This window comes from Actinoplanes aureus (assembly GCF_015704865.1).
GTDB lineage: Bacteria > Actinomycetota > Actinomycetes > Mycobacteriales > Micromonosporaceae > Actinoplanes > Actinoplanes aureus.
This window is the reverse complement of sequence record NZ_JADQTO010000003.1, coordinates 354,145-377,965: the sequence shown is the minus strand read 5'-3', so window position 1 is coordinate 377,965 and position 23,821 is coordinate 354,145. Positions and strand designations below refer to the sequence as shown.

Annotated in this window: 21 protein-coding genes and 1 pseudogene; 14 read left to right on the top strand and 8 right to left on the bottom strand. The window is 70.1% G+C overall.

The features are described 5' to 3' along the window. Positions 1-55: 55 nt before the first annotated feature. Together I4J89_RS07615 and I4J89_RS07610 are read right to left on the bottom strand one after the other, a co-directional pair. The gene (locus tag I4J89_RS07615; RefSeq protein WP_196413120.1) at positions 56-601 is read right to left on the bottom strand and encodes an LURP-one-related/scramblase family protein; all 546 of its coding nucleotides are present in this window, start codon (positions 599-601) and stop codon (positions 56-58) included. Between the two features lie 18 nt (positions 602-619). Continuing rightward, positions 620-1,123, bottom strand: a complete 504-nt coding sequence (locus I4J89_RS07610) for a DUF7144 family membrane protein (protein ID WP_196413119.1) — start codon at positions 1,121-1,123, stop codon at positions 620-622. Between the two features lie 170 nt (positions 1,124-1,293). On the opposite strand from I4J89_RS07610, the gene I4J89_RS07605 reads away from it, so the two are divergent. Further along, positions 1,294-1,944, top strand: coding sequence for an adenylate kinase (locus I4J89_RS07605; RefSeq protein WP_196413118.1), 651 nt, complete (start codon positions 1,294-1,296; stop codon positions 1,942-1,944). 10 nt (positions 1,945-1,954) lie between these two features. On the opposite strand, the gene I4J89_RS07600 is transcribed toward I4J89_RS07605, so the two are convergent. After that, entirely contained in the window at positions 1,955-2,950 is a 996-nt protein-coding gene (locus I4J89_RS07600; RefSeq protein ID WP_196413117.1) for an SEC-C domain-containing protein, read from the bottom strand. Positions 2,951-3,098: 148 nt separating this feature from the next. Here I4J89_RS07600 and I4J89_RS07595 point away from each other — a divergent pair, with 148 nt between their 5' ends. The 6 genes from I4J89_RS07595 (at position 3,099) to I4J89_RS07570 (ending at position 13,306) form a co-directional block, all read left to right on the top strand. Continuing rightward, positions 3,099-4,391 carry a cation:proton antiporter gene (locus I4J89_RS07595; protein ID WP_196413116.1) on the top strand — a complete coding sequence of 431 codons (1,293 nt, stop codon included), beginning with the start codon at positions 3,099-3,101 and terminating at the stop codon, positions 4,389-4,391. Positions 4,392-4,513: 122 nt separating this feature from the next. Further along, positions 4,514-6,310, top strand: a complete 1,797-nt coding sequence (locus I4J89_RS07590; RefSeq protein WP_309238225.1) for a hybrid sensor histidine kinase/response regulator — start codon at positions 4,514-4,516, stop codon at positions 6,308-6,310. A 175-nt stretch (positions 6,311-6,485) separates the two neighbouring features. Then, complete coding sequence (locus tag I4J89_RS07585) at positions 6,486-8,003, top strand: sigma-70 family RNA polymerase sigma factor (RefSeq protein WP_196413114.1); 1,518 nt, start codon at positions 6,486-6,488, stop codon at positions 8,001-8,003. A gap of 269 nt (positions 8,004-8,272) precedes the next feature. Further along, entirely contained in the window at positions 8,273-10,297 is a 2,025-nt protein-coding gene (locus I4J89_RS07580; protein ID WP_196413113.1) for a family 43 glycosylhydrolase, read from the top strand. A 67-nt stretch (positions 10,298-10,364) separates the two neighbouring features. Further along, positions 10,365-11,789 (top strand): glycoside hydrolase family 10 protein, encoded by a 1,425-nt coding sequence (locus tag I4J89_RS07575; RefSeq protein ID WP_230858495.1) that lies wholly within the window; start codon positions 10,365-10,367, stop codon positions 11,787-11,789. 41 nt (positions 11,790-11,830) lie between these two features. Beyond that, a complete protein-coding gene (locus I4J89_RS07570) occupies positions 11,831-13,306 on the top strand; it encodes a non-reducing end alpha-L-arabinofuranosidase family hydrolase (protein ID WP_196413365.1) in 1,476 nt (491 codons plus the stop codon). Between the two features lie 44 nt (positions 13,307-13,350). Here I4J89_RS07570 and I4J89_RS07565 read toward each other — a convergent pair whose 3' ends face one another. Beyond that, positions 13,351-13,710: a hypothetical protein gene (locus I4J89_RS07565; protein ID WP_196413111.1), complete on the bottom strand. Its 360-nt coding sequence runs from the start codon at positions 13,708-13,710 to the stop codon at positions 13,351-13,353. 104 nt (positions 13,711-13,814) lie between these two features. Between I4J89_RS07565 and I4J89_RS07560 the strand changes: the two genes are divergently transcribed. After that, entirely contained in the window at positions 13,815-15,008 is a 1,194-nt protein-coding gene (locus I4J89_RS07560; RefSeq protein ID WP_196413110.1) for an RCC1 domain-containing protein, read from the top strand. Between the two features lie 70 nt (positions 15,009-15,078). Here the strand turns inward: I4J89_RS07560 and I4J89_RS07555 are convergent. Then, positions 15,079-16,248, bottom strand: a pseudogene (locus I4J89_RS07555) (MFS transporter); the annotation flags it as partial. A 122-nt stretch (positions 16,249-16,370) separates the two neighbouring features. Between I4J89_RS07555 and I4J89_RS07550 the strand changes: the two are divergent. Beyond that, positions 16,371-17,354 carry a LysR family transcriptional regulator gene (locus tag I4J89_RS07550; protein WP_196413109.1) on the top strand — a complete coding sequence of 328 codons (984 nt, stop codon included), beginning with the start codon at positions 16,371-16,373 and terminating at the stop codon, positions 17,352-17,354. Here I4J89_RS07550 and I4J89_RS07545 read toward each other — a convergent pair. Beyond that, on the bottom strand, positions 17,338-18,183 hold the full coding sequence (locus I4J89_RS07545) for a transporter substrate-binding domain-containing protein (protein ID WP_196413108.1): 846 nt from the start codon (positions 18,181-18,183) through the stop codon (positions 17,338-17,340). The two genes, I4J89_RS07550 and I4J89_RS07545, sit on opposite strands and share 17 nt — an antisense overlap. 118 nt (positions 18,184-18,301) lie before the next feature. Between I4J89_RS07545 and I4J89_RS07540 the strand changes: the two genes are divergently transcribed. Then, a complete protein-coding gene (locus I4J89_RS07540) occupies positions 18,302-19,876 on the top strand; it encodes a methyl-accepting chemotaxis protein (protein ID WP_196413107.1) in 1,575 nt (524 codons plus the stop codon). Between the two features lie 17 nt (positions 19,877-19,893). Here the strand turns inward: I4J89_RS07540 and I4J89_RS07535 are convergent, their stop codons facing one another. Next, entirely contained in the window at positions 19,894-20,757 is an 864-nt protein-coding gene (locus tag I4J89_RS07535; RefSeq protein ID WP_230858494.1) for a polysaccharide deacetylase family protein, read from the bottom strand. Positions 20,758-20,825: 68 nt separating this feature from the next. After that, positions 20,826-21,311 carry a GNAT family N-acetyltransferase gene (locus I4J89_RS07530; RefSeq protein ID WP_196413106.1) on the bottom strand — a complete coding sequence of 162 codons (486 nt, stop codon included), beginning with the start codon at positions 21,309-21,311 and terminating at the stop codon, positions 20,826-20,828. 160 nt (positions 21,312-21,471) lie between these two features. On the opposite strand from I4J89_RS07530, the gene I4J89_RS07525 reads away from it, so the two are divergent. Genes I4J89_RS07525 through I4J89_RS07510 form a run of 4 tightly spaced genes read left to right on the top strand, consistent with a single transcriptional unit; the run spans position 21,472 to position 23,815 of the window. Beyond that, entirely contained in the window at positions 21,472-21,891 is a 420-nt protein-coding gene (locus I4J89_RS07525; RefSeq protein ID WP_196413105.1) for a hypothetical protein, read from the top strand. Positions 21,892-21,893: 2 nt separating this feature from the next. Continuing rightward, positions 21,894-22,112, top strand: a complete 219-nt coding sequence (locus I4J89_RS07520; RefSeq protein WP_196413104.1) for a helix-turn-helix transcriptional regulator — start codon at positions 21,894-21,896, stop codon at positions 22,110-22,112. A gap of 56 nt (positions 22,113-22,168) precedes the next feature. Further along, positions 22,169-23,140 carry an NAD(P)-dependent alcohol dehydrogenase gene (locus I4J89_RS07515; protein WP_196413363.1) on the top strand — a complete coding sequence of 324 codons (972 nt, stop codon included), beginning with the start codon at positions 22,169-22,171 and terminating at the stop codon, positions 23,138-23,140. Between the two features lie 57 nt (positions 23,141-23,197). After that, positions 23,198-23,815 carry a YdeI/OmpD-associated family protein gene (locus tag I4J89_RS07510; RefSeq protein ID WP_196413103.1) on the top strand — a complete coding sequence of 206 codons (618 nt, stop codon included), beginning with the start codon at positions 23,198-23,200 and terminating at the stop codon, positions 23,813-23,815. Positions 23,816-23,821: the final 6 nt, after the last annotated feature.

Here is a 23,821-nt window from a genome sequence, read left to right as displayed (position 1 = left end):
GGTCTGCTAGTCGGTCACTCTCCTTCCTCGGTACGCGTGACCGGCATGCAGACACCTAGTGGGTCATGTCGTCGATCGCCACCGTGACCGCGAGCAACAGCGCCGGATCCTGGTCGGGGGCCATCTCGACGCCGTAGGTGTCGCGCACCCGGAACCACCGCTTCGAGACCTGGGCGACCTTGCGGTCGCCCGCCTCGATCTCGTACTCGTGGTCGACGATGTTGCCTCGCGCCTCCAGGTCCGGGCCGTCCTCGACGTCGATCTTCCAGCGTTCCCGCAGCGGCGAGATCAGCGCCTTGTGTACGAGCGCGATCCGGGCACCGTCCGGCCCCTCGATCTCCATGGTGTCGCGGATGTGCATGACCCGCTTCTGGATGGTGCACAGCCGCTCGCCTCGCATGTCCTCGAGGTGGAACGTCTTGCGCAGGCGCAGCGCCTTCCCGTCCACCCGGAAGATCCGCTCGCCCTGCTCGTCCTCGATCCAGAAGTCGTCGCCGATCGAGAGGAGCTTCTCCCGCATCCGGTAGCGCCGCGCGCTGCCGGCGTGCCCGAACGTCTCGCGCTCCTCGCGCCGCCGCGCTCGCCGATCTCCGAAGCCCATGTCGCAACCTCCGTCCGGTCAGCTGACGCGCGGCCCGTAGAGCGGCGGCGTCTCGTGCGGGAGCTGCCCGTGCAGCGGATCGCCGGCCAGCTCGGCGGGCGAGCCGCGCCGCTCGTTCTGGTAGCGCAGTTCCTCGGCGCCCGATGACCAGCGTGCGGTGAGCGCGAAGAGCACCACCGTGTCCAGGGCGATCATCAGCAGCGACCAGATCGGGTAGGCGCCGAGCGATGCCACCTGGGAGACGGCGTGCAGGCCGACCACGATGATCGCGACGATCCGGGCCCAGGTCATCCCGGCGAGCAGGCATCCGCCGACGGCGAGCATCACCACGCCGAACAGCACGAGCGCCCATCCCCAGGACGTTATGTCCACGAGAACGAACGCGTCGGGGGTGGCGACCACGCGCTCGTCGTCGAGCAGCGCCACCATGCCCTGGAAGATGTTGATGAGACTCGTGATGATCATGATCATTGCGGCGAAGGCGATCCATCCGGCCCACGCCCTGCTGCGCTCCTCGGCCATTCCGGGCTTCCCCTCTCGCGACGGACTCCCCCGTCTTACCTCCATGCTCGCCGTAGCGCCGGGGCCGAGGTACCACCCCTGACGGATGAGTGGCGACGGGCGCGGCCTTACGATCGTCAGCGTGACGACGCGATCCGCTCGCGACGCTCATCGATGGAAGGACGTGCGTGATGCGGGTTTTGCTGGTGGCACCGCCGGGAGCCGGCAAAGGTACCCAGGGCGCTCTGATCGCCACGCACTTCGACGTCCCGCACATCGCGACCGGCGACCTGTTGCGCGACCACGTGGCACGGGGTACCGAACTGGGCCGCGCCGTTCAGGACCGCCTCAACCGGGGTGAGCTGGTTCCCGACGAGATCGTGCTGGAGATGGTGCGGTCCGCCTTCGTCGAGGCCAAGCACGCCGGCGGCGGATACGTGCTGGACGGCATGCCGCGCAACATGGCGCAGGCGCGGGCGCTCTACGAGGTCGGCCTCAGCCTGGAGATGACCGCGAACGTGGCGCTGCACCTGAAGGCCGGCGACGAGGAACTGACCCGCCGGCTACTGGCCCGGGCCGCTCTGGAGGGCCGGTCGGACGACACCGAGCAGGTCATCCGCCACCGCCTCGCCCTCTACCACGAGGTGACCCACCCCATCGTCGACTGGTACGCCGCGCGCGGCATCCTCGTCACGGTGGACGCCGTCCGGCCGGTGGAACGGGTCGGACGGCAGATCCTCACCGCGCTGGAGGCCATGCGACCGCTCGTCGATCACGTCCCGGAACACGCCCGGCGTTCCGTCGACCTCACCGGTCTGGGCGCCGCGTTCGGCCAGAGCTGACCGGACGCGGTCAGCCGCGGGAGCGGGGCAGGCAGCACTTCTTGTACTTGAGCCCGGATCCGCACCAGCACGCCGCGTTCCGCTCCGGCGGCCAGCCGATCTTCGCGGTGCCGGCGGCCAGCCGGTTCGCGTAGCCCGCGCGGCTCTCCGCGCTGGCCGGATCTCCGTCGGTCCCGGCGTGCGCGGCCAGGCCGGTGACCGATCCGGGCAGCAGTGCCAGGTCGGTGCGACCGGCGCCGGTGAGCCGGAACAGTTCACTTTCCAGGCGGGCGCGGTGCTCGTCCCAGGTCGCGCCGTACGCCTCGGTCAGCGCCGGCCACCGCGCCACCATCCGGCCGAACTCGGCCTGCGACCAGAACAGCAGGTCGCCGGCGGGTTCGGCGGTCCGGGCGGTGGCGCCGGCGAGCTTGCTCTCCAGCCGTTCGGCGAGGTTGTCGTGGGTGTCGTGCGGCAGGCCGAGCGCATGGCGCAGGCGATGCCGCTGCTGCAGGAGGAAGAACAGCAGACCGGCGTCGTCCGCGCTGGCCGGCTCGGCGGCGCCCCGCTCGGCCAGTGCGCGCTGTACCGCCTCGGTCAGCCATTGCTCGGCCTCGCGGCCGCGCCCGGCGACGACCAGAGCCGAGGTGATGTACGCCGCCGCGTCCGGGTACTCGGTGAGCAGCGGCCGCAGCGGCTCCAGCTCGGCGATCGCCTCGCTCTCCCGGCCGACGCGGAACAGGATCCGGGCTCGCAGGGCCCGGGCGGCGGCGACCTGGCTGTCGTCCCGTTTCTCGTACGCCTCCAGGGCCCGCTCCACGTATCGCAGGGCGGCGTCGAGCTTCGTCCGGCTCTCCGCGATCTCGGCGGCGAGCGTGAGCGCGAGGCCCGCATCCCGCGGGTCGGCCAGGCGCCCGGACTCCACGGCGCCGGCGAGATCGGCGGCCACACCGAGCGGGTCGGCGGCCCCGAGGGCGGACTGCCGGATGTCATTGAGGTCTGCGCTGGTCAATTCGGCTTTTCGCGGCACGCCGTCACGGTACTGCGCGCCGCGTCGTCACGACCGTTGATCTGGGTCACTCCGGCAGGCGACTCATCCGTGGCGGGCGAGGCGGCCGTGACCGGTCAGGCACACGATCAACGGATCGGCCGGTTCCGGACGCACCCGGGGGGCGAGAATGGACGTGGCGTCGGTCGGCCTGGTCGCGTCGGTCGTGTTCGTCTGGGCGCTGTTCTCGGCGCGGCTCGGGCGCGCGGACCTGACCGCGCCGATCATCTTCGTGACGGTCGGCCTGATCTTCGGTGAGGCGCTCCGGGTCATCGAGCCGGACGGCTGGCAGGAGCCGATCAAACTCCTTGCCGAGATCACCCTGGTGTGGGTGCTGTTCGCGGACGCCTCCCGGGTACGGCTGCGGGAGCTACGCGCCGACCTCGGGGTGTACGCACGCCTGCTCGCGGTCGGCCTGCCGCTCACCATCACCGTGGGCACGCTGCTGGCGATGTGGTTGTTCGACGGCCTGGGTTTCTGGCTGGCGCTGCTGGTCGGCGCCGCACTGGCACCGACCGACGCGGCGCTGGGCGCGTCGGTGATGACCAACCCGGCGGTGCCGCGACGCATCCGCCGGATCCTGAACGTGGAGAGCGGGCTCAACGACGGCATCGCCACCCCGATCGTGACGGTGGCGATCGCCGGAGCCGTCGCGGCCGAAAGCCTCGAGGGACACGGCCCGGGCCCGGCCCTGACCGCGCTGGCGATCGGTTGCGCGACCGGGATCGCCATCGGCGTCGCGGGTGGCCGGGCCATGCGGCTGGCCCGCGCCCGGCAGTGGGCCTCGGAGGACGTCGCGGGACCAGGTGTGCTGGCACTGGCGCTGGCGGCGTACACGCTCACCGTGTGGCTCGACGGCAACGGCTTCGTCGCGGCGTTCATCGCGGGACTGGCGTTCGGCGACTCCGCCGGCCGCGGCGGGGTACGCGAGGTGTTCTTCGTCGAGCAGACGGCCGGTCTCATGTCCCTGCTCACCTGGTTGCTCTTCGGCGCGGTCGCTGTTCCGGTCGTCGTCGACCGGGTCGACTGGCGGGTGATCGTCTACGCCGTGCTGAGCCTTACCGCGGTCCGGATGCTTCCGGTCGCGCTGGCCCTGATCGGTAGCCGGCTGTCACCGCGGACCGTGGCCTTCCTCGGATGGTTCGGTCCGCGCGGTCTGGCCTCGGTCATCTTCGCGCTGATCGCCCTCGAGGAACTGCACGAGCGGGCGGACCTCGCCGTCGCCGTCATCGGGGTGACTGTGCTGCTCAGCGTGTTCGCGCACGGCCTGAGCGCGCGGCCGCTCGCGGATCGGTACGCGGCGGCCATCGGCGACGGTATGCCGACCGATGAGCCTGAGCACCGGCCTCCGGTCCGCGGGTTTGTCCACCGCCACCCCGATACCGAGACGAATCGGCCGGACCAGCCTGCCAAACCGGATTAATATACCGGTATCCGGCCAGGGCCAACCGACAGCTTCCCGGAAGGGTCGCGCCTTAAATGAAGCTCCAGAAACCGGCCTCTGATGAGCGAGCTCCATCGCGGTCGCCCTACGTCCTGGTGTCGGTGGCCACGGTGACCCTGCTGGCGGCGATCTCCGCGGTCGCACCGCAGCGACTGCTCATGTTCGGCGTGATGGCAATCGGGGCTCCGCTGGCCGCGGCCGCCGCCAGCCCGCCGGCCGTGCTGGCGGTCGGCGGCTACGCACTGCTCGCGGCCTTCGCCATCTCCACCTGGCAGGGCCTGCTGAGCTCCACCGACCAGATGCTGCGGCTACTGACGATCGTCGGCACGACGATGATCAGCTGGGGTATCGCTCGTCACCTGCGGACCGCGTTACGGGCCAGCGCCAACGCGGCGCGGGAACGGGAGATGCTCGCCGCGATCGTGCGGCAGTCCTCCGACGCGATAATCGTCAGCACGCTCGACGGCACCATCACCGCCTGGAACAGTGGCGCGGAACGAATCTACGGATACACCGCGGACCAGGTGATCGGCAGGCCGGTCGGCGACCTGATCGGGATGGACCGGCCGGAGCGGCTGCGTCAGGCGCTGAACGACCTGGCCGCCGGCCAGCAGATCCGCATGGACGAGACGAAACGGGTCCGCAGCGACGGCACTCCCTTCCTCGTCTCGGTGGCCGTCTCGCCGATTCGCGACGCGGACGGCACCATCGTGGCCGTGGCCGGCACCGAACGGGACGTCACCGAGGAGAAGCAGGCCCGGGAACGTTCGGCGCGGGCCGCACGGCTGGAGAGCCTCGGCCAGCTCGCCGGCGGCATCGCCCACGACTTCAACAATCTGCTCGCCATCATCCTCAACTACGCCGACTTCCTCACCGAGGAGGTGACCGGCGACAGCGCCCGCGACCTCGCCCGGATCCGGGACGCGGCCGAGCGGGCCAAGTCGCTGACCGGACAGCTGTTGCTGTTCGCCAAGCGGGAACCCACCGAGGTCGAGACGGTCGACCTCAACGAGGTCATCACCGATGCCGGCGAGCTGCTGAGCCGTACCATCGGCGCGAACATCCGGCTGGTCTGCCGCCCCTGCGACGGCGCGCTCCCGGTGAGCGCCAACCGCGGACGGCTCGACCAGATCCTGCTCAACCTGGTCATCAACGCCCGCGACGCGATGCCCGACGGCGGCGTGGTGGTGGTCGAGACGGACCTCACCGAGGTGAGCGCGGGGGAAGCCATCCCGCTGCCGCCGGGCCCGTACGCCCGGCTGACGGTGAGCGACACGGGTACCGGCATGACGGCCGAGGTGCGCGACCGGCTGTTCGAACCGTTCTTCACCACCAAGCCGGCCGATCAGGGCACCGGGCTGGGCCTGGCCACGGTCTACGGCATCGTAGGTGACGCCGGCGGACACATCGGTGTGGAGTCCACCCCCGGCATCGGCACGACCTTCCAGATCCTGCTGCCGCCTGCGGCCGAACCGGCCGGCCAGCCGGCAGGGCCGGCCGCCGCGCTCTGTTCCGGTCACGGTGAGCTGGTGGCGGTCATCGAGGACGAGGAATACGTACGTGACCTCGTGCTCCGCATCCTGCGGGAGAACGGATACCGCACCATCGCCCTGAGCGGGAGTTCCCCGCCCGACGCCGGCCTGCACGGCGTGCGCCTGCTCCTCACCGACATCGAGCTGCCCGGCGAGTCCGGACCGGCGGTCGCCGCCCGCATGTGCGCCCGGCACCCCGGCCTGCGCGTGCTGTTCATGTCCGGCTACAGCGACAGCGAGCTGCGCCGCCGATACGGCCTCGACGAGGCGACCCGCATCGTCCAGAAGCCGTTCACCGCCGTGGAACTGCTCGCCGCCGTCGGTGAGGCGCTGCCCGCCACGTCCCCGGCCGCCACGCGGATCTGAGCGGCACGACCTTCCTCGCAGTGCCGGCATAACAGGTTTCCCGGTGAGGGGAATCGCGCCATTCTGACGAAGGCGGGTATCGGAAGTTTCGGCGAGCCGCCGGTTTTCTCGAACCGGAGCACTCTAGGGTTCACCCAGGGCAGGCATCTGGGTGTTGCGGCGGTGACGAGGAAACGTGCGAGCTACCCGAACGGACGGCGCCGAATTGGTGCGGGCGGCTCAGGCCGGCGACCGTGCCGCGCTGGACGAACTCGTCGCGGCGCATCTGCCCATGGTGTACACGATCGTCCGGCAAGCGCTCGACGGGCATCCGGACGTCGATGACGTCGCGCAGGACATCATGCTGCGCGCACTGCGGCAACTGCGGAAGCTGCGTTCACCGGAGAGCTTCCGGCCGTGGCTGGCGGCCATCGCGCTGCGCCAGGTCGGCACCTACCAGCAGCGGGCGAACCGCGCCGCGGCACACACCGCACCGCTCGAGGACGCCGCGGAGCTGCCGGACGCCGACGCGCGTTTCGAGGGCGTCACTCACCTGCGCGTGGAGTTGTCCGCGCAGCGCCGCCAGGTGCAGCGGGCCGGCCGATGGCTGGACTCGGACGACCGCACGTTGTTGTCGCTGTGGTGGCTCGAGGTGGCGGGGCAGCTGTCCCGCTCGGAGCTGGCGCACGCGCTCGGGGTCACGGTGATCCACGCGGGCGTACGGGTCCAGCGGATGCGCGCTCAGCTCGACCTGAGCCGTGCGGTCGTGGCGGCCCTGGACGCCCACCCCCGGTGCCCCCGGCTGGACGACGAGCTCTCGGGTTGGGACGGGGTCCCGAGCCCGCTGTGGCGTAAACGCCTGGCCCGGCACGTCCGCGCGTGCCCGGTCTGCACACGTGCGGCCGGCGATCTGGTGACGACCGATCGGTTGCTGCCCGGTCTCGCGCTGTTCCCGGTGCCGGCGACGCTGACCGCGGTGGTTCTCGCCAAGAGCGCGGGCGAGGGCGCTGCGGCCGGCGGTGCCGGCATGGCGCTCTCCGGCGCTTCCGCCGCCGCCGGGAAGGCCGGGGTGCTCGGTCAACTGGTGCCCCTGGCCGCGGCACATCCGGTGGTGGCGACCGTGGCCGCGGGAACGCTTGCCGCCGGCGCCACCGTCGGCGCGGTGCAGTTGTCCAGCCCGGAGACCTCGCGGCCGGCGACGATCGGGGCCCCGACGGCGGCTCCGCGAACCGCCGTTCCGGCCAGCCCGTCGAGCGCCGGCACGGGGAACCGGATCCTGCGGACCGGACCCGCGTCGCTGGAGTCGGCGAACGCCGCCGGGCGGTTCGTCACGGCGACCGGTGACCTGGGCGGGCTCACCGAGGTCGGTCCCGGCAACACGGTCACGGCCCGGCGGCAGGCCACGTTCCGGGTGGCCGAGGGGCTGGCTGACGCGGAGTGCTTCTCGTTCCGGGTCTCGGACGGCCGCTATCTGCGGCACTCGTCGTGGCGGGTGCGGCTGGACCGCAACGACGGCACGGCGTTGTTCCGCGGGGACGCCACGTTCTGTCCCCGGCCCGGGCAGACGGCGGGTTCGGTGACGCTGGAAGCATCCAACTATCCCGGATGGTTCCTCCGGCACCGCGGCGACGAACTGTGGGTCGACCAGTCCGACAACACCGAGGATTTCCGCGCCGACGGTTCCTTCCTGGTGCGCCCGCCACTCGGCGACTGACCCGACCCGCGAGCCCGCACACATATAACAGTAACCGTCGCGCACCGGTGTTCGCGTTCATTTCAATTTGGTTCCGCAAAAACCGTTATATGCGCTGTCCCACGTGAGTCGTGCCAATAAAACTTGCCCGGCAGACGCGTCTTGAACTGCTCTTATTGCCCTTCCCGACCCTCATTCACATTGACGTCTTGTAACGGCCGTAAACGTCTGGCAATATCGCAGCACGAATGTGAGCGTTCCCAAACTGCGTGCCATTCGAGGAGTTGACAATGAGGGCTCGCTTCGGACTTTCCATCCTGACCGCCGTCCTGGGCGCGGCGCTCACCATCGTCGCCGCTCCGGCGGCGTCGGCGGCGACGATCGACACCAACGCCTGGTACGTGCTGGTCAACCGCAACAGCGGCAAGGCCCTCGACGTCTACAACCTGGCCACCAGCGACGGCGCCCGGATCACCCAGTGGTCCCGCAACGACGGCGCCCAGCAGCAGTGGCAGTTCGTCGACTCCGGCGGCGGCTACTACCGGCTCAAGTCCCGGCACTCCGGCAAGGTCCTCGACGTCGCCAACCGGTCGACCGCCGACGGCGGCCCGATCGTGCAGTGGACCGACGGCAACGCCACGAACCAGCAGTTCAGCGTGCAGGACATCGACGGCTACATCCAGCTGATCAACCGTAACAGCGGCAAGGCCCTGGAAGTCCAGGGCGCCTCCACCGCCGACGGCGCCAACATCGTGCAGTACACCGACTGGAACGGCGCCAACCAGCAGTGGCAGCTGGTACCGGTCGGCGGCGGCACACCGGGCACCGGGTTCACGAACCCGGTGGTGTGGCAGGACTTCGCCGACGGCGACATCATCCGGGTCGGTGACGCCTACTACTACTCGGCGTCGACCATGCACTACTCGCCGGGCGCCCCGATCCTGCGCTCGTACGACCTGGTGAACTGGGAGTACGCGGGACACTCCGTGCCGCGGCTGGACTTCGACTCGCCGGCCTACGATCTGTCCGGCGGCCGGGCGTACGTGAAGGGCATCTGGGCCTCCGCGTTCAACTACCGCCCGAGCAACAGCACCTACTACTGGCTGGGGTGCACCGAGTTCAACCGCACCTACGTCTACACCGCGTCCGCAGTGGACGGCACCTGGTCGAAGAAGGCCCGGCTCAACAACTGCTACTACGACGCCGGGCTGCTGTTCGACAACGACACCCCGTACGTCGCGTACGGCAACGGCACGATCAGCGTCGCGCAGCTCTCCGCGGATCTGACCTCGCAGGTGCGGGCACAGACGGTCTACACCACGCCGTCGAGCATCGGCACCCTGGAAGGTGCCCGCATGTACAAGCGCGGCGGCTACTACTACATCTGGCTGACCCGCCCGGCCAACGGCCAGTACGTACTGCGCTCGACCAGCCCGTGGGGCCCGTACGAGCAACGCCAGGTCCTGCTCGATCTGCCCGGCCCGATCTCCGGCGGCGGCGTGCCGCATCAGGGCGGCCTGGTGCAGACCCAGAACGGCGACTGGTGGTACATGGCGTTCACCGACGCCTACCCCGGCGGGCGGGTACCGACCCTGGCCCCGATCACCTGGAGCAACGACTGGCCGGTCCTGACCACCGTCAACGGCCGCTGGGGCGCCACCTACCCGAAGCCGAACATCACCACGTCGAAGACCGTGCAGCCGATGATCGGCCCGGACACCTTCACCGGCACCCGGCTGGGACATCGCTGGGAATGGAACCACAACCCGGACACCAGCCGATTCAGTGTCGGCGCCGGGCTGCGGCTGTCCACCGCCACGGTCACCAACGACCTGTACGCCGCACGCAACACGCTCACCCACCGGATCCAGGGCCCGTCGTCCACCGCGACCATCGAGCTGGACTACTCGCAGATGGCCAACGGCGACCGGGCCGGCCTGGCCATGCTGCGCGACTCCTCGGCCTGGATCGGCGTCCGCAAGGACAACGGCACCACCCGGGTGTCGATGACCAACGGCCTGACCATGAACTCGAGCTGGGCCACCACCGGCACCGGCACCGAAGCCGCCGGCGCCACCGTGACCGGCGGCCGGATCTGGCTGCGGGTCAGCGCCGACATCCGGCCCGGCTCCGGCCGCACCGCCACGTTCTCCTACAGCACGAACGGCACCAACTTCACCGCCCTGGGCCCGGCCTTCACCCTCAACAACGCCTGGCAGTTCTTCATGGGCTACCGCTTCGGCATCTTCAACTACGCCACCCAGGCCCTCGGCGGCACCGTCACCGTCAACCGGTTCGACCTGACCACCCCCTGATCCCCCGAAAGGCTGCACCATGGCACATCCCCCACCCGCACGACGACGGCTCCGGAAGATCCTTCCGATGCTGCTGACCGGCCTGCTCGCCGCGGGGACGGCGGTCGCCTTCGGCACCTTCGCCGAGGCCGCGACCACGCTGCGAGCGGCGGCGGTCGAGAAGGGTCGCTACTTCGGTACGGCCGTCGCCGCCTCCCGGCTCGGCGACAGCACCTACACGCGGATCCTCAACACCGAGTTCGGCTCGGTGACCGCGGAGAACGAGATGAAGTGGGACGCCACCGAGCCGTCCCGTGGCACGTTCAACTACAGCAGCGGCGACCGGATCCTCGCCCAGGCCCAGGCCAACGGCCAGCTGGTACGCGGTCACGCCCTGGCCTGGCACTCGCAGATGCCGGGCTGGGCCCAGTCGCTGTCCGGCAGCACGCTGCGCTCGGCGATGCTCAACCACATCACCCAGGTCGCGACCCACTACCGGGGCAAGATCCACTCCTGGGACGTGGTGAACGAGGCGTTCGCCGACGACGGCCGGGGCTCGCGCCGCAACTCGATCCTCCAGCAGACCGGCAACGACTGGATCGAGGCCGCGTTCCGGGCCGCCCGGGCCGCGGATCCGTCGGCGCGGCTCTGCTACAACGACTACAACACCGACGGCGTCAACGCGAAGAGCACGGCCGTCTACAACATGGTCGTCGACTTCAAGGCCCGCGGTGTGCCGATCGACTGCGTCGGCTTCCAGTCGCACCTGACCAACAGCGCGCCCGGCGACTACCAGGCCAACCTGCAGCGCTTCGCCAACCTGGGCGTCGACGTGCAGATCACCGAGCTGGACATCTCCGGCAGCGGTCAGGCCGACGCGTACGCCACCGTCACCAAGGCCTGCCTGGCGGTGTCCCGGTGCACCGGCATCACCGTCTGGGGCATCCGCGACAGCGACTCCTGGCGCACCGGGGCGAACCCGCTGCTGTTCGACGCGAACGGCAACAAGAAGGCCGCCTACACCGCCGTGCTCAACGCGCTCAACGGCGGCGGTTCCGGCCCCACGTCGCCGTCCACCGGGATCGACACCAGCGCCTGGTACGTGCTGCTCAACCGCAACAGCGGCAAGGCCCTGGACGTCTACAACCTGGCCACCACCGACGGCGCCCGGATCACCCAGTGGGCCCGCAACAACGGCGCGCAGCAGCAGTGGCAGTTCGTGTCGTCCGGCAGCGGCTCCTACCGGCTCAAGTCGAAGCACTCCGGCAAGGTCCTGGACGTCGCCAACCGGTCGACCGCCGACGGCGGCCCGATCGTGCAGTGGACCGACGGCAACGCCACGAACCAGCAGTTCAGCGTCCAGACCATCGACGGTTACGTCCAGCTGATCAACCGCAACAGCGGCAAGGCCCTGGAAGTCCAGGGCGCCTCCACCGCCGACGGCGCCAACATCGTCCAGTACACCGACTGGAACGGCGCCAACCAGCAGTGGCAACTCGTCCGGATCAGCTGAACCCGCCCATCCCCATGTCCCCAGAGGAGACCGGAATGACAATGGACCGTTCCCCCGTACCCCCAGAAGCAGCTGAAGTGGCACCCAGGGCGACGCGCCGCAGGCGGTGGCGCGGCGCTCTGGCCGCGGTGATCCTGCTCGCCGGCGCCGGAGTGGTCGCGGTGACCGCCTCGGCCGCGTCCGCGGCGACGATCGACACCAGCGCCTCCTATGTGCTGGTGAACCGCAACAGTGGCAAGGCCCTCGACGTCTACAACCTGGCCACCAGCGACGGCGCCCGGATCACCCAGTGGTCCCGCAACGACGGCGCCCAGCAGCAGTGGCAGTTCGTCGACTCCGGCGGCGGCTACTACCGGCTCAAGTCCAACGGCGGCGCCATCGTGCAGTGGACCGACAACAACGCGGCGAACCAGCAGTTCAGCGTGCAGGACATCGACGGCTACATCCAGCTGATCAACCGTAACAGCGGCAAGGCCCTGGAAGTCCAGGGCGCCTCCACCGCGGACGGCGCCAACATCGTGCAGTACACCGACTGGAACGGCGCCAACCAGCAGTGGCAGCTCGTCCGGGTCGGCGGTGGCACACCCTCGTCGTCACCGACCGGTGGAACGTGCTCTCTCCCGTCGACGTACCGCTGGTCCTCGACCGGGTCGCTGGCGAACCCGAGGTCGGGGTGGGTCTCGCTGAAGGACTTCACCACCGCGCCCTACAACGGCCGGCACCTCGTCTACGCCACCACGCACGACACCGGAACGACCTGGGGCTCGATGAACTTCAGCCTCATCACGAACTGGTCCGACCTGGCCTCGGCCAGCCAGAACGCGATGTCGTCGGCCACCGTGGCGCCGTCGCTGTTCTACTTCGCGCCGAAGAACATCTGGGTGCTCGCCTACCAGTGGGGTGGGCCGGCCTTCTCCTACCGGACCTCCAGCGACCCGACCAACCCGAACGGATGGTCGGCGCCGCAGACGCTCTTCTCCGGAAGCATCACCGGCTCCGGGACGGGCCCCATCGACCAGACGCTGATCGGTGACGGCACGAACATGTACCTGTTCTTCGCCGGGGACAACGGCAAGATCTACCGGGCCAGCATGCCGATCGGCAACTTCCCCGGCAGCTTCGGCTCCAGCTACACCACCATCATGAGCGACACGACGAACAACCTGTTCGAGGCGCCTCAGGTGTACAAGGTCCAGGGCCAGAACCAGTACCTCATGATCGTCGAGGCGATCGGCGCGAACGGGCGCTACTTCCGCTCGTTCACCGCCAGCAGCCTGGGCGGTTCGTGGACACCGCAGGCCGCGACCGAGAGCAACCCGTTCGCCGGTAAGGCCAACAGCGGCGCCACCTGGACCAACGACATCAGCCACGGCGAACTGATCCGCACCAGCGCCGATCAGACCATGACGATCGATCCGTGCAACCTGCAACTGCTCTACCAGGGCCGTTCGCCGAACTCCGGCGGCGACTACGGCCTGCTGCCCTACCGTCCGGGTCTGTTGACACGGCAACGCTGACGGGGTTCCGGGTGGGCTCGGCGCAAGCCGGGCCCACCCGGGGTTCACGGGTCGACGAGCTGGCGCAACACGCCGGCCGGCCCGTCGAGGCAGAGCGAACTCGAGTCCAGCCCGGGTTCGAACACCGTCAGCCGGCCGCGCCCGGCGCGCTTCGCCTCGTACATGGCGAGGTCGGCGCGGCGGATCAGCTCGACGTCGTCGATCTGCGCCAGCAGGGCGTCGCCGGCGGCGTAGCGAACTCGTCGCCGCTGCGCCGCGAAATCCGAGATCGCCCTTTCTGGTACGCGTGACCGGCCGTCCCGCCGAATCGGTCCCGTCCCCGCTGTCCCAGCGCGGCCACCGCGCGGCGCACTCCCGCAACGCGACCGCCGGGAAAGCGCACGCCGATTGTGAACGGGCGCCATTTCTGCACATTGGTTCTGGTCAATTCTACGGACGGATGTTAGAACTCTCTCCAACACTGTGGGAGCGCTCCCACAACCGTGGACTTCGTTGGGAGAGAAAGCACATGGGTGAACGTCGGAATGGATGGCTGCGGGCCCGCTGGCGGACCGCCGCCGTCAAGGTGGCAACGGTCGCCGGAGTGGTGGCACTCGCCCTCGGCGCAGCGGCGGGCCCAGCCGCGGCCGAGCCGAGCGCTTCGGCCGCGCCGGCGGGCGCCAGAGTCACCGCGGGATACGAACACAGCTGCGCGATCCAGGGCGACGGGACACTGTGGTGCTGGGGCGGCAACTTCAGCGGCGCACTGGGCGACGGCACCACCACCAACCGCACCGCACCGGTACGCATCGGCGACGCCACCACCTGGGCGAGCCTCGACGCCGGCACCCTGTACAACTGCGCGGTACGGACCGACGGAACCCTGTGGTGCTGGGGCAGCAACCACAACGGCCAGCTCGGTGACGGCACCACCACGACCCGCACCACCCCGGTACGGGTCGGCGACGCCACCACCTGGGCCACCGTCAGCGCCGGCGACAGTCACACGTGCGCCGTACGCACCGACGGAACCCTGTGGTGCTGGGGCTTCAACCGGTTCGGGCAGCTGGGCACCGAGCCCGCCGCCTACTACAAGACCACCCCGGTGCAGGTCGGCACGGCGACCAACTGGGCCAGTGTCACGACCGGATTCGCGCACACGTGCGCGACGCGTACCGACGGCACCCTGTGGTGCTGGGGCGACAGCCGGACCGGGCAGCTCGGCCTCGGCATCCTGAGCTACCGGACGACGCCGGCCCAGGTCGGCACCGAGACCACGTGGGCCGACGCGACGGCCGGTTATCTCTTCACCTGCGCGGTCCGCACCGACGGGACGCTGTGGTGCTGGGGCGACAACGGGTACGGGCAGCTGGGTATGAGCGGCCCCTACCAGACGTCACCGGTCCGGGTCGGCGCCGCCACCACGTGGTCCAACGTCACGGCCGGCGACATCTCGGCATGCGCGGCCCGTACCGACGGGAGCCTGTGGTGCTGGGGCAACAACATGGCAGCGCAACTCGGCGACGGCACCACGACCACCCGGAACACCCCGACCCGGGTCGGCGACGGCACCACCTGGACGAACGACTTCACCATCAGCTATCACAGCTGCGCCCTGCGCACCGACGACAGCCTGTGGTGCTGGGGCAACAACGCCAGCGGGCAGCTGGGCGACGGCACCACCGTCCAGCGGCCGGCGCCGGTCCGGGTGACCATCGCCTGATCGGCCGATCACCGTGATCGTGGGCGCCGGGATCCTCCGGCGCCCAGCCGGCTCTCGGCAACAGGAGCGGGGTGGCGAGCAGCAGAACGCCGGAGATGGTGATCGCGGTGAGCGGGCTGGTGACCATGGCGAGGGCGCCCCAGCTCACCATGAGGCCGGCCTGCACGAGTTTGCCGCCGACGCTCCAGGCGCTGAGGACCCGGGCGGCATGATCCGAGGGAGTCCGCCGCAGACGCTCGGTGGCGTAGATCGGGTTGAAGACGCCCATGCACGTGATCAGCAGAACCTCGACGGCGATCACGGTGAGCAGCCCGGTGGTGCCGGGATGGACGAACGCGAGGCCGAGCGGAAAGAAGGAGCGCAGCCAGCCGGAGACGGTCATGACCCGGTACCGGCCGTGCCGCCGCACCAGGCGCGCGGAGAGCCGGGCGCCCACGAGGCCGCCGAGCGCCGGTACGCCGAAGGCGAGACCGTACTGCCAGGCCGAGAAGTGGTACTCCCCCAGCAGGAGGACGGCCAGCAGCGGGACGGTGGCCATGATCAGGCCGCCGACCAGGACCGAGTTGAGGAACAGGCACCGTAGTACCCGGTCGTGGCGGATGAACCGCCAGCCACCGAGCAGGTCGGCGCCGCGCAACCCGCCGGCCGGGTCGTGCGGTGTCGCGACGTCGCCGCCGCGGATACCGAGGACCGCCAGCGCGGACAGCAGATAGCTGACGGCGTCGGCCAGGATGGTGACGACCGGGCCGAGCAGCCCGATGGCCGCGCCGCCGAGGGGCGGCCCGGCCGCGGTCGCCACCCAGCTCGTGCCCTCGAATCTGGCGTTCGCGGTGAGGAGGTCATCGCCGCGGACGAGGTACTTCAGGTACGCGCCGGATGCGGCGGTGAAGGCGATTCCCGCGGTCCCGCAGATCACCGAGACGACCAGCAGCTGGCCGTAGGAGAGCAGGCCGACGAAGTACGCGACCGGAACACTCGCCATCGCGAGGAACCGGACCAGGTCCATCGCGATCATCACCGGCCGCTTGGCCCGCCGTTCGACCCACGGCCCGAGCGGAAACGCGATGATCGCCGCGACGGCGAGCCCGGCCGCGTCCAGGAGCGAGACCGCGAAGGCCGACGAGTCCAGCACTTGAACCGCGATGAGCGGGAACGCTCCGAAGGCGATCCACGAGCCGTAGGTGCTGACCGCGTAGGCCGCCCACAGCCGGCCGAACGCGGACCCCGACGTGACGCGCATCTGACTCCCTCGCGACAACCGATGTTTGGACCCGTGAATGACACCGCCTTCGCGAGCGGGGAATCAAACAACCGGCGATCGGCGAGCCACAACGTTCGGTTGTGCAGGCATAGGCTGAGCCGATGGATACCGAAGCACTGCGCTCGTTCGTCCGCGCGGCCGAGCTCGGGCAGTTGCAGCACGCGGCCGACGAGCTGGGCGTGACACAGCAGGCGATCTCGAAGCGGATCGCCGGACTTGAGCGTGAGCTCGAGGTCCGCCTGTTCACCCGTACCGCCCGGGGAGTGGAACTGACGCTCGACGGCCAGGCGCTGCTCCCCCACGCCCGGAGCATCGTCGCGGGAGTCGATCGCGCCGTCACCGCGGTCCGGCCGGGCTCGCGGGCTCTCCGGATCGACGTGCTGGGCCTGCGGAGCGCGCAGGCGGTCGTCCTGCACGAGTACTGGCGGTCGCATCCCGGGACTCAGCTCGACGTGGTGACGCTCCGGGTCGACGACCCGCGGGTGGCGGCCGCCGCCGTCCAGGCCGGCGACGTCGACGCCTCGTTCCGGACGGTCACCGATCCGGCCCGGCTACCGGCCGACGTACAGATGATCCACGTCTATGACTCCCCGCTGGAACTCCTCGTCGGCCCCCGGCATCCGCTCGCCGCCGCACGCACCCTGACGCCTTCCCAGCTGCGCGGGCTGCGGATCTGGGTGCCCGGCATCGTGGCCCGCAGCGAGTGGTCGGAGTTCTACGACCAGCTCGTCACCGCCTTCGACCTGCGCATCGACGCGGCCGGCCCGAACTTCGGCAACGAGGTGCTCCTGGACGCCCTCGCGGACTCCGCCGACGTGGCCACCCTCGTCGGCGCCCGCGACCGGTACATCTGGCCGGCCGGCCACGACCTCCGCCGCATCCCGATCGCGAACCCGGCGATCGCCTACCCGCTCTCGCTCCTGCTGCCGCGGACGAATCCGCACCCGGGACTCCGGCCGGTCATCGAGCACTTCGCGGGCGTGACACCGCTGCTGGACACGGCCTGGCTTCCGTCCTGGGTGTCGGGACCACGTTGCGGCGCACCGGCTGAGGACGGTCCGGGTGGCGTCAGGCGCCTCCGTTGACCGAGCCGGTACGCAGAGCGCCTTCCTTGACCTTCCACTTGGCGAGCAGGGCGTCGTAGGAACCGTCGTTGATCAGCGCGTACAGCGCCGCCTGCACCGCGGCGGTGAGCGTCTTGCGGTCCTTGGCGACGCCGATTCCGTACGGGATCGCCTCGATCTGCGGCCCGGAGAGCTCCAGCGTCTTCATCTTCTCGACGTCGAGCGCCGCGATCGGGAAGTCGTTGAGGGCGGCGTCCGCCTTTCCGTCCCGGACATCCGCCGACGGGCTGTCCGACGGCACCACGGTCAGGCGCTTGCGGCAGTCGCGTTTCTGGGCGTTGGCCATCTCGACGAACACGGTGTCGGGCTGGGCAGCGACGCGCCGGCCGCACAGGCCGGCCATGCCCCCGATGTCGCCGACGCCCTTGGGTACGACGATCGACGTGCCGGCGTTGAGATAGTTGACGAAGTCGGCCTTCTTCTGGCGTTCGGCCCGGTCGAACATCGAGGAGATCGACATGTCGATCTCGTGCTTCGCGACCTGGTCGAGCAGGTCACCGAACGAGACCGTCTGCCACCGCACGCTCAGGCCGAGCTTCGCGGCTATCGCTTCGGCCAGATCGACGTCGAGGCCGGTGTAGTCCGTACCGTTCTTGAAGGTCATCGGTTCGAAGGTCGGGTCGGTGCCGGCGACCAGGGCTCCGGCTTTCACGATCGACTCCGGCAGTGCCGCCCGGGCCTCGGCGAGACGGTCTACGGGCGTACCGGTCGACTCGCTCGACTCCGCACAGCCGGCCGTCGTCGCCGCGACGACGACAGCGGCAACGAGCGCCAGGGCCACAGTTCGCATGATGACCTCCCGTACGAGGGCCGCCCTCATCCCCTTCGGCCCGCTTCCGCACGGCCTTAGCCGAAACCTGCTCCGTCATGCGCCTCGAGCCGGTTACCGTGCCAGGGAGGGGGTCATCGTGACGTTCACCATCCGGCGTCAGATCGCCGGCCTGGCGGTGGTCGGATTCGTTCTTGTCATCGTGGCCGGCGCGATCGGCTACCAGGGCATCTCCGCCATCGCCGACCAGCAGACCACCGCCCGCGCGTCGGCATCGGCGATGCAGGCTGTCCAGTCGGCCGACATCGCCCGGGCGCTGTTCCGCAGCAACGTCCTGGCCACCCTGGTGGCCAACAACGCCACCGAGCGTCAGGCGGCACTCGATCGCCTCGGTGAGAACGTCGCCCAGGCCCGGGCCGGCATCGACGACGTGATCCGCCACATTCCCGAGATGCGGCCCGAGGCGGACGCGGTGCTGCCGGTGCTGGACGAGCTGATCGCCTCGGGGCAGCGGATGGTGACGCTGGCCAGCCGGGTCGCCTCCGACCCTCGCCGTACGGCGGCGCTGGCGGCGCGGCCCGCGTACGACGCGGTGGACACCAAGGCCGCCGAGGCGCTCGCCCAGCTCAACACGGCGATCGCCGAGCGGGTTCAGCGCACCTACGACGAAGCGACGTCGGCCGCCTCTCGCGCCAAACTCCAGACCCTGATCGTCGGTGTCCTGGCGGCGCTCGTACTCGGGGGTGCGGCGCTGCTGCTGGCCCGCCGGATCGCCCACCGGGTGGGCAGCAGCCTGGCGGCGGCGCGATCCATCGCCGCCTACGACCTGACCGTGGACGCCTCGCTGCCCGGCAGCGACGAGCTGGCCCAGCTCGGCACCAGTCTCAACGAGATCGTCGACTCACTGCGCACCGCGATGATCGACATCGGGGGCAACGCCAACTCGGTGGCCGCCGCGTCGGAGCAGCTGACGGCGACCAGCCGCCAGCTGTCCGAGGGCGCCGGGACGGCATCGTCCGAGGCCGGGCAGGCCAGTCGGAACATCGGGCAGGTGACCCGCAGCGTCGACGAGACCACCGCGGCGGCACGCGGCCTCGAGTCGTCGATCAGCGACATCACCTCGGCCGTCGCCGAAGCCGACAGCGTCGCCAAGGAGGCGGTCGGCCTGGCCGCGGCCACCAACTCCACCATCGAGCGGCTCCGCGCCTCCAGCGAGGAGGTGTCCGCGGTGGTCAGCATCATCACCGGGATCGCTCAGCAGACGAACCTGCTCGCCCTGAACGCGACGATCGAGGCGGCCCGCGCCGGGGAACAGGGCAAGGGGTTCGCGGTGGTCGCCGGCGAGGTGAAGGACCTCTCCCAGGAGACCGCCTCGGCGACCGGCGACATCTCCGCGAAGGTGACCGCGATGCAGCACGACACCGCGAGCGCGTTCGAGGCGATCACCCGGATCAGCGAGGTCATCGACCGCATCGACGAGCTGCAACGCACCATCTCGGCGGCGCTGGACAACCAGAAGAACGCCACCAGCCAGATCGTCGCCAGCGTGACCACCGCCGTACACTCCGCGACCGGTGTCGCCGACTCGATCAACCGCGTCGCCGACACCACCACGTTCACCCACGAGGCGGCCACCCAGACCGAATCGGCGGCCATGGAACTGGCCCAGTTGTCGCACCGGCTGCGCCTGGTCTCCGACCAGTTCCGGCACTGAGCGCTCAGCTGACGGGGCTACTCACCGAGCAGCTCTGACAGCATGACCGGCTGCAGACCACGCCGTTGCAGCCCGGCCAGGATCTTCGGCAGGGCGTCGTCGGTGTACTGGGCGTTCGCCTCGGTGACGTGCATGACGATGATCGATCCCGGCTTGGCCTGGGACAGCACCGCGCGCACGATCGGCGCCGGGCCCCGGGCGAACGGGTCACCGCTCACCACGTCTCCGTCGATCACGGTCACGCCGAGCGGCGCCAGCGCCCGCAGCGCCGCCCGGTCGTGGCAGAGGCCGGGAAAGCGGAAGTACCGGGTCTGCCGGCCGCCGAACGGCTCGATGGTCCGGAACGTCTTGGCGACGTCCTCGGTCATCGCGGCGGCCGGCAGCTGCGGCAGGGTGTAGCAGTCGGCGGTGAACGCCGCGTGCTCGTAGCTGTGATTGGCCAGCTCGAACCGCGGGTTGCCGGCGATCCGGCGGGTGATCTCGGGATATTCCTCGGCCCACTGGCCGGTCACGAAGAACGTGGCCGGAATCTCGCGCTTCTCGAGCATCTTCAACAGCGTGAGATTCGCGTACGAGGAGACCTCGCCACGCCGCAACCGGTCAGCCATGGCATCGGTCATGTCCGCGTCGAACGTCAGGCTCACCGACCCGGTGTCGCGCGGACCGTGCTGAACGATCGGTGGCAGTGACCCGGCCGGGTACGTCCCCGGCACCCTGGCCGGCTCGGGTGACGCCTCGAGGACCGGCGGGGAGGACGCCGGCCGGGAGTCCGGGACGACCGGTGGGCTGGCCGGCACCGGAGCTGGTGCCGGCGGTGTCAGCCCGCACCCCGACAACATCAGCACCGCACCGAGGACAAGACACCGGCCATAGATCGACATGACGGCGAGGATGCCATCGCCATGATCGGTGCCGCCGACGTGGGGTCGCTACGCCCGTACGTGCGCTGCTAATCACCGAGCGTGCGCGTCATGACGCGCTCGTGCACATCCGCATAGCCGGGGTGCGGTTGCCGCTCGTCCGTCATCCGGAAGCCGTGCCGCTGGTACAGGCGCTCGGCCGCCACGTTCCCCTCGGCCACCCAGAGATCGACACGCGGGTGGCGGTTCTCGCCCGCCCAGGCCACCACCTCGTCGATCAGCAGGTCGCCGACCCCCTGCCCGCGCCATTCCGGGTGCACCCACATGCTGTAGAGCTCCACCGCGCCGTGCCGGTCCTCGGGCACCCACGCGCCGACCAGGCCGGCTCGGTCCTCCGCGACAGCCTTCAGCCCGCGAGCGGGATCGAGCCAGTCGCGCCAGTCGCTCTCGCTGTAGCCCTTCTCCTTGACCAGCGAGGAGGCGAAGGCGCGTGGCGACTCGGACAGCGCCGCGAGCCGCATGTCACGCCACGTCCGCCAATCGCCGGGCCCGAGGCGGCGCAGGTTCGCACGCATTCGTTCGTCCTTCCGTCGAGTGCGCCCGACGCTATGAACACCGCGGCCACCGCGCAATCGATATCGATCCGCGCATCCGGGCGAAGTCAAAGATTATTGACACCATGTCGGCCTTGCTTTACCTTGAGCATGTCAAAGTTTCTATACATGGGAGTGCGGCATGTCCTCCGAAGAGAAACGTTCGTGGATCTACGCCGTGGTCGGCGCCGGCGTCGCCACGGTCTACTTCGTCACCGTGCTGTCGCAGGTGCCGGGCACGGACGTCGCGCGGATCGCCTATGTGCGGCCGATGCTCATCGCCATCGGTGCCGGGATCGGCCTGGGCATCGTGGCCAGCATCGCGGCCGCCATCGCCTCGCCGAGGGAGGCCGGCCGGACCGACGAGCGCGACCGGCAGATCCACCGGCTGGGCGAGTACGTCGGGTTCTACGTCATGAGCATCGCCGCGATCGCCCCGCTCGCCCTGGCCATGGCGGAGGCCGCCCACTTCTGGATCGCCAACACGCTGTACCTGGCGTTCGTCCTGGCCACGGTCGCCGCGTCGATCACGAAGATCGTCCTGTACCGGCGGGGGTTCTAGCCATGGTCAAACCCACGAAGGTCACGAACACGATCCGGGCCCTGCGGTTCGCGCACGGCGAGATGACGCAGGCGCAGCTGGCCGACCGCCTCGGGGTGACCAGGCAGACCATCATCGCCATCGAGCAGGGCCGCTACTCGCCGTCGCTGGAGATGGCCTTCCAGATCGCCCGCGTCTTCGGCGTGCCGCTCGACGACGTCTTCGGCTACCCCGACAGCTGAGCATGAGCCACACCCCAACCCCGACCAGGATCGAGACGAGCATGACGAAATCGACGATGACCGCGATCGCCCGCGACACCTACTGCGCACCGGCGCAGCTCCAGCTGCGCGAGATGGCCGTCCCGGCCATCGGCGCCGACGACGTGCTCGTCCGCGTCGAGGCCGCCGGCGTCGACCAGGGCGTGTGGCACCTCATCACCGGCCTGCCCTATGTGGTGCGCGCCGCCGGTTTCGGGCTGCGCCGGCCCAAGAACCCGGTCCCGGGCATGGACGTCGCCGGCCGCGTCGCAGCCGTCGGCGCCAATGTCACCCGGTTCTGTCCCGGCGACGAGGTCTACGGCACCTGCGACGGTGCCTTCGCCGAGTACGCCCGCGCCCACCAGGACAAGCTCGCCCCCAAACCGGCCACCCTCACCTTCGCCCAAGCTGCCACCGTGCCCGTCTCCGCCTGCGCCGCCCTCCATGGACTTCGTGACGCCGGCCGGCTCACCGCCGGGCAGCGGGTCCTCGTCACCGGCGCCGGCGGCGGCGTGGGCAGCTTCGCCGTCCAGATCGCCAAGGCCTTCCAGGCCGACGTGACCGGCGTCTGCCGCACCGCGAAGACCGACCTGGTCCGCTCCCTCGGCGCCGACCACGTCATCGACCACACCCGCGAGGACTTCACCACCGGCACCGAGCGGTACGACCTCATCCTCGACACGGCCGGCAACCGCTCGCTGACCCGGCTACGCCGCGCCCTCACCCCGCGCGGCACGCTCGTCATAGTCGGCGGTCCCGGAGGCGGACGCGTGCTCCAGGGCGCCGATCGCCAGATCCGGGCGATGCTGCTGTCACCCTTCGCCGGCCAGCGCCTGACCAGCCTCATGTCCACCGAGTCCGCCGCCGACCTGCACACGCTGACCGGCCTCATCGACTCCGGCGCCCTCACCCCGGTCGTCGACCGCACCTACCCACTCGCCCAGACCGCCGACGCCATCGATTACCTGACGACCGGGCAACCCGCTGGCAAGGTCGCCATCACCGTCTGACCACCGCCGGGCCAGGCAGGGACCGACCGGCAAGCCGGCGTGGATTAGCCTGCCGTCATGGCGAAAGCGGAACTGGATGAGCTGATCGTCGCGGACGCCGAGGCGCTGCGAGCATGGTTGTCCGATCACCACTCCACGTCGGCCGGGGTCTGGCTCGCCTTGACCAGGAAGGGCGGCACGGTCACCACGCTGACCTGGCAGCAGGCAGTCGACGAAGCCCTGTGTTTCGGCTGGATCGACGGGCAGGCCCGCAAGCGTGACGAACAGACCTCGTGGATCCGGTTCACCCCGCGCACGCCCCGCAGTTCCTGGTCACAACGCAACGTCGCGCACGTGGCCCGGCTGGAGGCGCAAGGGCGGATGCAGCCGTCCGGCCGCGCCGCCGTGGAGGCCGCGAAAGCGGACGGCCGGTGGGCGGCCGCCTATGCCCCACCGTCGGAGGCCGAGGTACCGGCCGACCTGATGGCCGCGATCGCCGCCGACCCGGCCGCTCAGGCCATGTTCGACATCCTCACCAAGACCAACCGCTTCGCTCTGATCCACCGCCTCGGCGCCGTCAAGCGAGCAGAGACACGCGAGCGGAAGATCAGCGAGTTCGTCGCGATGCTGGCCCGCCGCGAGACGATCTACCCGCAGAAGATCAAGCTTCCCGGCCCGCAGGAGCCGGCGAGCTGACGCCCG